This window comes from Duncaniella sp. (assembly GCF_029056165.1).
Taxonomy (GTDB): domain Bacteria; phylum Bacteroidota; class Bacteroidia; order Bacteroidales; family Muribaculaceae; genus Duncaniella.
The window spans coordinates 20547-30827 of sequence record NZ_JAIDBW010000050.1 but is presented as its reverse complement, the minus strand read 5'-3'; the positions used below and the strand labels follow the sequence as shown (position 1 = coordinate 30827).

The window sequence follows — 10281 nt, the reverse complement described above, 5'->3', positions numbered from 1 at the left end:
TCATAAATCCTTGTATTCTTATTTCAATATTGAGATACAAATGAAAAAAGTTAATTCACGAAAAATATTATCATATATAATTCGGCATTTCTTTACATTTTTGCCAGATAAAATTTATCTAAAATTATTATTTTTTGTAGAAACCGGTCAATCAATCAACTTCTCCAATCCAATCACATTTCAAGAAAAAATTCAATGGTTAAAGCTTAATCAAAAAGATGACACTATGACCCAGCTTGTTGATAAAAGTCGCGTTAAGGACTGGGTGAAAAATAAAATTGGCAGCAAGTATATTATTCCGACAATAGGTGAATGGGATAAGTTTGATGATATAGACTTTATAAAACTACCTCAAAAGTTCGTTCTAAAAACAACGCATGGAGGTGGGAGTACAGGCGTTGTTATATGTACCGACAAAAAATATTTTGATCAGGATAAAGCATCTAAAAAAATTTATAAGTCATTATTATTTGATATTTACAAGCAATACAGGGAATGGCCATATAAGAATGTTAAAAGAAAAATAATCGCAGAAGAAATAATAGAAATGCCAGATGGCGGTGAAATGATTGATTATAAAATATTCTGTTTTAATGGCATCCCCCAATATATACAAGTAATCCAAAATAGGCATACTAACGAAACTATTGACTTCTTTGACATCCATTGGAATCACATGGAGTTTGTAGGTTTGAATCCGAATGCTTATAATGCGACGAATGTTATTCCAAAACCATCCGTTCTGGAAGAAATGCTCAAAGTTGCCCGAGAATTATCAGAAAATTTCAAATTTAATCGGGTTGACCTATATGTAATAGGTGATAGAATATATTTTGGAGAAATAACATTTTACCCCGGATCCGGATTTGGACGCTTTGCTCCGGAATCTTGGAATCTGGAACTCGGTAAAAAACTTATACTTACCGAATAAATAATATAACCGAAATATGAATAAACGAATTGTAAATATTCTATGGACCGGTGGCCTTGATTCGAGCTTTAGAGTCATCGAGCTATCGCAAATGAACGTAATAATACAACCATATTATATAGAGGACTCAGCAAGAAAATCAAAGAGATATGAACTAAACGCAATATCGCAAATATCAGATATCATTCGTTCCCATCCAAAGACAAAAGCGACCTTACTTGATGTGAAGTTAATCCAAATGGACGATATCCCTATCGACCATCGGATCACACAGGCATTTCAAGAACTTCATTCAAAATATATCATAGGTCATCAATATGATCTCATAGCGCGATACGCCTTACATAATAACATTCGTTTTGAAATGAGTTTGGAAAAAAGCGATAGGTCTAAAGCCGTAAACTGCATCGAAACTGAATGTAAATTATTACCCTACATCGATGGCGACTACAAGGTTTACAGAATAGACCCAAACTCTTCGACAGATAATGGTATGTGCATCTTTTCTAATATCGACCTCCCTATTTCATTATGGAATCTGACTAAAGTTGAAGAAGTTGCACGACTTAAAGAAATGGGACATTTTAATACCGTTAAGCATACATGGTTTTGCCACTTCCCTGTATGGGGATTGCCTTGTGGACATTGCAATCCATGTCAGGATAGTATAAATGAAGGTCTTGCATTCAGAGTCCCACAGTTAGGAAGAATTCTATATTATATCTATAAACCATACTTTACAATAAAGTGCCACTTAATTAAATAGGTTGAACAAACCGAAACGAAGATTAATCGGAAGATTCGAGATTGGTAATGTTTGGCGACACTCCCATTAAAAATTACTCAATTACATATTTCCAATAAAATTTGGGATAAAAATTATTGTTCATTATATTAATCATGAGTTCTAAATATAGTTATAGATTTTCTGTTTTTACAGCCACATATAATCGGGCTCAAATGCTGTTACGATTATATAATGAACTAAAAGCCCAGACATTTAAAGATTTTGAATGGGTTATAGTAAACGATGGCTCGGCAGATGATACTGATGAAATTGTTTCAAATATAATTAATGATAATATATTGAATATTCAGTATGTATCTAAAAGGAATGGAGGTAAGCATACAGCTTGGGCAGCTGCTCTTAAAAAATTTAAGGGTCGATATGTGGTTACAGCCGATGATGACGATCCGATAACACCTGATATGCTTGCGATCTTTGACCGGGAGTGGACTAAATTAGAAAAATCTGCTGAATACGATAAATTTTGGGAGATCAAATCAAGATGCAAAGATATTAACGGTAAATTAGTCGGTGATATATTGCCGACACCATATTTTGATTCAGATTACAATACCGTCAGCTATAAGTTAAAGGTATTTTGCGAAATGGTTGGATGCAGGAAAGTAGAAGTTCTACGCAATGAAGCCTCAGTACCATCTGAATTCATGTTTATGGACAATGCTACAAATTTTGATGAAAGTATTCGTTGGAGTAGAGCTGCCAGAAAATATAAAACACGTTTTATCCCTGATGTTACAAGAATCTATATGAGTACTCCAAATTCACTCTGTTCAAATACATTAAACAGATGTTTAGATGGAGAAAAAAGAATCCTTGCCAATAAAATGGTTGAATTCTACTATACCCTGAAAGAAAAGTCGGATCTATTATTAAAATGGGATAAAAAAAGATACATACGGACAATATTGGGTTTTTCGCTTTTAGTTACTAAATGTAATATACCCTTGGAAGATATTCCTTTAAATAAAAGGACAAAGGCTATGGTTAGTTGTCTTAAGCCCATATCCCATTTATATTTATATTATAAGAAAAGGGGATAAATACTCTACTTGAAAAAGTACGCCGAACAATCGATGTGGATTTATGCATAATCTCAGATCTCGTATAGAAAACATCAAAAAGTCTAAAGATGCAAAAAAAGTTGTATCTAATTTCTCATATCTTACTATTTTACAAATCGGAGGATATATATTTCCAATTATAACATATCCTTATCTTGCACGAGTGATAGGAGTGTCCGGATTTGGTAAAATTGCATTTGCAATGTCCCTGATTGTTTACATTTCGACTTTTATTGATTGGGGATACAATTTTACAGCTACTCGGGATGTGGCTAAAAATTCAGGAGATAAAAGGATAATTGGAGAGATCTACAGTACAGTAATGACCGGTAAAACAATCCTTACCATCATTTCATTAGTTATATCGGGGATACTAATCTTAAGCATACCATACTTCTATTCTAATGCCCTCATACTTATTTTTTCTTTTACAATAGTGTTGGGACAACTATTATTTCCGGAATGGCTGTTTCAAGGTTTGGAAAACATGCGTCTGGTAACGGTGCTAAACATCCTATCGAAATTACTGTTTACTGTCGCGATATTTATATTTATAAAAAAGCCTGATGACTATATCTATCAACCATTGCTATATGGTTGTGGTTATATCCTATCCGGAATAATCAGTATATATATCGTTCGGAAAAAACTAAACATTAAATTTAAGTGGGCCTCCTTTTCTTCAACAATTGACAGCATGAAGAAGAGTTCAAGCGTGTTCATAAATAATCTCATGCCCAATCTTTATACAAGTTTTTCCGTGCTTCTACTTGGTATGTATGGCGGAAGCATCCCGAATGGTTATCTCGATGGAGCCAATAAATTTTATTCTATCGGTGCTCAATTTCTAACTGTCTTAAGTAGAGCATTTTTCCCGTTTCTATCCAGAAGGATAGAAAAACACAATTCATTCGTGTATATAAAAATGTTATTTACAATAATAATAGCTACTATTCTTATTGTATTTGCTCCTACCCTTATACATATATTTCTTGATAATTCATTTGAAAGTTCAATTATCCCGTTAAGAATATTGGCCATCTCACTAATATTCCATTCGATTACTAATATATATGGGACTAATTACCTTATAATCATTGGGAAAGAAACTGAACTAAGAAATATCACCATCATTGTTTCGATTGTATCATTCTTAATTACAATCCCAGCAGTATATTTCTATAGTTATATCGGTGCCGCCTGTACAATTGCTTTTGCCCGAATTATTTTAGGCGTGAGTGTCTATATAGCTGCAAAACGCAATATGAAAACCAACATGTGATCAACTAATGGGCGAAACTCAATCTGTTTTTAATTGGGATTTTAATCTCCACATTCCTCGAGTAAACGGGACTGCCTTATCCGAGTTCTGGTTCAATTTCATACTGATAAATATAATATTTTTTTTACTGTACAACTGGAGAGGGGCGAAGCAGATACACTATTCCTCATGGTGGTTAGTTGTATTCTTTTGTCTTGTGGCCTTTTGGGATACAGACTATTTCAGTTTTGCACGTATATTCTATGAGGAAATTGAGGAGTTCAGGGATCCTATTTATAAATATATATCTTCCGTTTGCTTTGGATCGTATATAATATTCAGATTTATAATTTGGGGTGGCGCACTCTATTTAGTTTATAGGACTTCCGTAAGATTAAAATTAAACCGAAATAAATTCATATACATATTTGCAGTCTTTTTTCTGCTGACATTTTCTTATGCCAGAGTTTCACTTGCAATGGCATTATATTACTATGGATTAAGTCTGCTTATTATTTCAGATAGACGAAGTAAATTAAGCAGAATCATGTATGTCGGCATTATATTTATCATTGCATTTTGGGCACATAGAAGTATTCTGCTCCCGATTTTACTAACGCCATTAATTTATATCCATTTAACAAGACGAAAAATACTACTGACACTTATAATTCTCCCAGTATTTTTTATCGGTATAAAATACATATTGGGGAATATTATTGAGGGAGTTTTACTTATCGGAGAAAGCGCGTTTACAGAGAGTGCTGTAGGATATGCATCTTCCCAGATAACAATGGAGTTCAACTGGAAGTGGGAAATTATAACGACTTTACGTTATTATAGTTTCTATCTTAGTATGCTAATCATATTATGGAAATGCTATTTTAAAAAGATCACCATAGAAATCCCTAAACATATCCAGCAACTAATAACAATTACTACAGCGATAATGATAATTGCTGTAGCCATACTCATCATTGCAAACAACAATCTTCTTGGTTTATGGGTAATTGGATATAGATATTTATATATGACCGGAATACCGATATGTCTGATATTATCCTATCTTAATCAACGAAAATTGATCTCAAACAAGCAATTAAACTGGATCCTACTATTACCTTTCCTTTATTCAGAACTGTTTATTCTCGGAAAAATCATAACAATGCAATTCTTATAAATTTATTACAATAAAGTCGTCTAAACTAATTTAGAGAAATTAAATTTAGATGCCTCTATTTGAGTCTAGCATACTTCAGTAGAAATTATAGTGGGCTTCCCTATAACTTAATAGAATCCTAGTTTTAATTTATGGATCTAATTTTAGTGCTATTTTTGTGCCTTATAATCATTAAGATTAAGAATAAGAGAACAGTATTATATGATTTTGACTCTAAATCCACACTCCCTCTTAGAGGCCTCCTTGCAATATTCATTGTTTTTCATCATGCTTCACAGAAGTGTGTACTAACAACAGGAAACACCATTAATAGAATATTATTCATACCGATAGAAGCGTTCCATACAATTGGTGCGCCTGTCGTAGCTGTTTTCTTCTTTCTGACTGGATATGGTCTTGCGAAATCATTGAAAAGTAATGGCAGAAGATATTTGAGAGGCTTTGTGCCGAAAAGATTGGGAAAGATTCTACCGGAATTCTTGATTTTGACTTTCCTTTTTATAATTATTAAAGATTTTGTAGAGACCGTATCAATTGAAGAAATAGTTGAAAGAATGAAGGATGGCTATCCACCATTGCCGGCTTCATGGTTTATATATGTTATTTTATACACGTATCTCGCGTTTTATTTTTCTGCAAAGATTTCAAAGGCTGAGTTGGTAAAGACCGGTATATTGTTTACTGGACTGACGATTGTAGGTATAATAGTCGTTTTTATACTGAGATTCGGAGGATGGTGGTATATATCGACACCTTCGATTATTACGGGATACTGGATTGCTGTATATGAAAAGAGGATAACGCCTTTGATGGTTAAATTCAATTTCATTTTTGATATAGCAGTGTGTATGATTATAGGTTTAAGCTTGCTTAATAGCCGAATAATAGATGTACTTATTATTAATACAGTGCCTATTCTTACCTATATGATCATGCGTTATCTTTCCTTTCCTCAATATAAACTACTCGTATTTATTGGATTCATATCCCTTGAGGTATATTTGGTTCATGGTGTAATTCTAAAATTTATGATTCAATATGAAGTATTTCAAAAATTCCATCCATATATTTCAAGTCTATTATTGATTATAGTGAGTATTTTGGTTGCTTATGGAATTAAGGAAATTAGGAATTTTTTTGAGAGGAGGACATACCGCTCCAATATTAAATAGAGAAGTCATCTAAACCGATTTATCGAAGTTAAATTTAGCTGTAAGAATTTAAAATACCGTATACTTCCGCAGAAATTCACCATATCGAGTTACTATACCTTAATATACAGATTTTGATAAATCGTCAGCCATATCTGAGCATCGCCAAAGAAGAACACCTATAGTGATAACTAAGGAATTATTCGTTTTACAAATCAAAAAAGTTTGGATGACTTCATAATCTTAATACTCTATTTCAATGAGGAATATCGCAATACTTATCCCGACATTAAAAAAGGGAGGAGCTGAAAAGCAAGCTGTCCTACTAAAAGTCGCACTTGAGAAGCGAAATTATAAGGTATATTTCATATTGTTTAATTCAGAATTAGGCATTGAGAATGAATTACTTCTATTAGGAGACTTCAAACAATCGGAACTTTATCTCCTTAAAGGCTCTTTAATAAAAAAAATGATACGATTAGCCTTATTTTTAAGAAAGAGTAAAGTAGAAATTCTATTCTCGTATTTAACAGCGACTAATTTATGGGGTTGTTTATTGGGGCGATTGTGCGGTGTTGACAGGATATATCCGGGTATCAGAAATGCTTATCTTGAATTTCCAAAACGTCTTTCTGAACAACTTTCGGCACTACTCTCTACAAAGGTAATATTCAATAATTATCGTGGTCTTAACATATTTCCTAAATTCATCCGTAAGAAGGCGATTGTAATCCCCAATTGCTATATCAATTTTCATAATGTGCAGAAAAAAGATGAAACGCATGAATTTATAAATATTATCACTGTTGCAAGATTTACTCCCCAAAAGGATTACTTAACAGCTCTTAAATCTATAAAGATTATTATTGAAAAGGGGCATCCGGTATATTATACAATTATCGGATATGGTGATGAGGAAGCGGCTATCCGACAATGGATCGATGAATTAGATCTAAATAATTACGTAAAGGTTATAATTAATCCTCAAAACATTTTCAAATATCTCTGCGAAAGTGATATCTATTTATCGACTTCATTATATGAAGGTACAAGTAACTCCATAATGGAGGCTCTTGATGCCGAACTACCGATAGTCGCCACAAATGTTGGAGATAACGATAAATTAGTCAAAGAGGGAATCAATGGATATCTGAATGACATACAGGATTTCAAAGGTATTGCTGATAACATAGAGCGGCTAATTATAGCAGAAAATAGCATTGGATCGTTTGGAAAAAATAGCAAACAATTGCTTAGAGATAATTATTCATTCGAAATATACGCAAACTCATATTATAAGTTATTAGATGAAAAATAAAATTGCTATTATAGGAGCAAAAGGATTACCGGCGCAGGATGGAATATCCAGAGTAGTTGAAGGTTATTTACCTTTTCTGACTGACAAATATGATTTTACCGTATTCTGTACCAATAAATATACCAGTAGAAAATCAGGAACTTATGATGGATATCGCGAAATAGTATTCAAGTCTGTTAATTCTCGGTTAAATACTCTTTTATATTACTTTAAATCTACCGGGAAATTGCTTTTTGGAGAAAAATATGATTTAGTCCATTTCCATCATTGTGATTCTTCTTTTTTATTTCCACTGATCAGGTTGAGGTATGGTAAAAAATTACTTGTGACAACTCACGGAGCATTTACCCCCTTGAACGATAAATGGAAAAAATTCAGACTATATTTTTTCCTTCAGTATCGAGTATTTCTTAAATTTGCTCCATTTCTTACCGGAGTCTCAAAAAACGAAGTAAAACGGACAAGAGATATACTTAAAAAAAAATCTATATTCACACCTAACGGTATTAATACTGATGAACCGATCTCTGGAATAGATGTTGGCACCGACTATATTTTCTTTGCTGCAGGACGAATTATGGCATTAAAGGGCTTACATATAATGCTTTCAGCCCTACACAAGATAAATTGTAAATTACCAATTGTTATCGCAGGCGACATGTCAATGGCGCCCAACGAATTTAAGGACCAAATTAAAGATCTTTCTCAAGGGTTAAATATAAAATATACCGGCTTAATTAAGGATAAATCGGTATTAATGAAATATATACAATCAAGCAAATTATTCATATTCCCCTCTTTAGCTGAAACAATGTCCATGCAGCTACTTGAGGCAGCTTCCATGAAAACGCCGATAATCGCTAGCGATATACAGGAAAATAGAGATATCTTCAATGATGATGAAGTCCTATTTTTTAAGAGTAATAACGCTGATGATCTATCAGCTAAAATCGAATATGCATTAACGAATATGGATGATATGAAAAATCGGGCAAATAAAGCATATTCTCATCTTATCTCAACGTATTCTTGGGAAAAAATTTCCAAAGGCTATGACAAAATTTATAATTCAATCCTAAATGAATGTAGATAAAAAACAGCAGGATTATCTTGCAAAAGGCAATTTTTTACAGCGAATACTACCGTCGTTATTGCTTATGTTTGCATGGTTTTTACCATATCGTAAATGGAGAGTGTTTTTCCATAAATGTAGGGGATGTAAAATAGGGAAAAATGTTGAGATTGGATATTTTTGTATTATCGGAAATGTCCATCCTTCAATGATTACATTAGAAGATAATGTCGTAGTAACCGCACGCACAACAATTCTGGAGCATGATAATGCTATGTATTATACAGGGCGTGGAATTGTAAATAGTGCACCTGTAATAATAAAACAAAATGCATTCATAGGTATTGGTTCTACTATTATGCCGGGGGTCACAATTGGAGAAAATAGTATTATCGCTCCACATTCTTTTGTCAATAAAAGTATTCCAAAGGATGTGTTAGCCGGGGGATGTCCTGCTAAAATTATCAAGAAATATTGAGTTGGAATAAATAATCATATTGTTAATCAGGATAATAAATACAATCTAATTTTAATGTCACGGTTATTAATCACAGGCGTCCATGGTTTCGTGGGCTCTAATCTCGTAGCCGCTCTTAAGGGAGACAATACGATTTATGGACTGGATATAGTGGCCCCTGAGAAGGATGGTGTCAAGAAGACTTATTCTTGGGAGGATCTTGAAAATAACACGATTCCTCCGGTTGATGCAATCATTCACCTTGCAGGTAAGGCACACGATCTAAAGAATAAGTCGGCATCCGACATATACTTCAAAATAAATACCGATTTAACAAAAAAGATATTCAACTATTTTACAGCCAATCGTGACATACATAAGTTCATATTCTTCAGTTCCGTAAAGGCTGCGGTGGACAAAGTTCCCGACGACATATTGACCGAGGACGTTACTCCGTGTCCTGTCGGGCCTTATGGTGAAAGCAAGGTCCGGGCGGAAGAATACATATTGGACAGACTGAAAGAAGCCCCTCAGCTGTATGGGGACAGGGATGTGATAATTCTCCGCCCCTGCATGATTCATGGATCGGGTAACAAGGGCAATCTTAATCTCCTCTACGGAGTGATCTCAAAAGGGATTCCTTGGCCACTTGGTGCATTCGAGAACAAGCGGACCTTCACGTCTATCGACAACCTCTCATTTGTAATCGAAAAGCTCCTGAGCATGAAGGTGGAAAGCGGAATCTACAATATGGCGGACGATGAGGCATTATCCACAAACGAGCTTATTGACGTGATGTGTAAGGCAATGGGCAAGAAAAGCCATATATGGAATCTGCCCAAAGGCATGATCAGGTTTGGTGCAAGGATCGGAGATGTCCTGCATCTGCCGTTGAATACTTTCAGACTCGACAAACTTACTGAGAACTATATTGTGTCGAATGAAAAAATAAAACGGGCATTGAATATTGAAAGTATGCCGGTAAATGCCCGGGACGGATTGACCGAGACCATCCGGAGTTTCCAAAATCAATAGACCACAT

General features: G+C 34.1%; 10 protein-coding genes. All 10 read left to right on the top strand.

Translation table 11 applies throughout. The features are described from left to right. Positions 1-931: ATP-grasp fold amidoligase family protein (locus K2G41_RS11095; RefSeq protein WP_300118181.1), on the top strand; the 931-nt coding region annotated here is incomplete at its 5' end. A gap of 16 nt (positions 932-947) precedes the next feature. After that, a complete protein-coding gene (locus K2G41_RS11090) occupies positions 948-1697 on the top strand; it encodes a hypothetical protein (protein ID WP_300118179.1) in 750 nt (249 codons plus the stop codon). Positions 1698-1831: 134 nt separating this feature from the next. Beyond that, positions 1832-2779, top strand: coding sequence for a glycosyltransferase family 2 protein (locus tag K2G41_RS11085; protein ID WP_300118177.1), 948 nt, complete (start codon positions 1832-1834; stop codon positions 2777-2779). A gap of 43 nt (positions 2780-2822) precedes the next feature. Further along, positions 2823-4082, top strand: coding sequence for an oligosaccharide flippase family protein (locus K2G41_RS11080; protein WP_300118176.1), 1260 nt, complete (start codon positions 2823-2825; stop codon positions 4080-4082). Between the two features lie 7 nt (positions 4083-4089). Continuing rightward, a complete protein-coding gene (locus K2G41_RS11075) occupies positions 4090-5241 on the top strand; it encodes an EpsG family protein (protein WP_300118174.1) in 1152 nt (383 codons plus the stop codon). A gap of 131 nt (positions 5242-5372) precedes the next feature. Then, the gene (locus K2G41_RS11070; RefSeq protein WP_300118172.1) at positions 5373-6413 is read left to right on the top strand and encodes an acyltransferase; all 1041 of its coding nucleotides are present in this window, start codon (positions 5373-5375) and stop codon (positions 6411-6413) included. Positions 6414-6651: 238 nt separating this feature from the next. Beyond that, a complete protein-coding gene (locus tag K2G41_RS11065) occupies positions 6652-7710 on the top strand; it encodes a glycosyltransferase (RefSeq protein WP_300118170.1) in 1059 nt (352 codons plus the stop codon). After that, positions 7700-8803 (top strand): glycosyltransferase family 4 protein, encoded by a 1104-nt coding sequence (locus K2G41_RS11060; protein WP_300118168.1) that lies wholly within the window; start codon positions 7700-7702, stop codon positions 8801-8803. Before K2G41_RS11065 ends, K2G41_RS11060 begins: the two co-directional genes overlap by 11 nt. Then, positions 8790-9260: an acyltransferase gene (locus tag K2G41_RS11055; protein ID WP_300118166.1), complete on the top strand. Its 471-nt coding sequence runs from the start codon at positions 8790-8792 to the stop codon at positions 9258-9260. Before K2G41_RS11060 ends, K2G41_RS11055 begins: the two co-directional genes overlap by 14 nt. A 54-nt stretch (positions 9261-9314) precedes the next feature. Further along, complete coding sequence (locus K2G41_RS11050; protein ID WP_300118164.1) at positions 9315-10274, top strand: NAD-dependent epimerase/dehydratase family protein; 960 nt, start codon at positions 9315-9317, stop codon at positions 10272-10274. Positions 10275-10281: the final 7 nt, after the last annotated feature.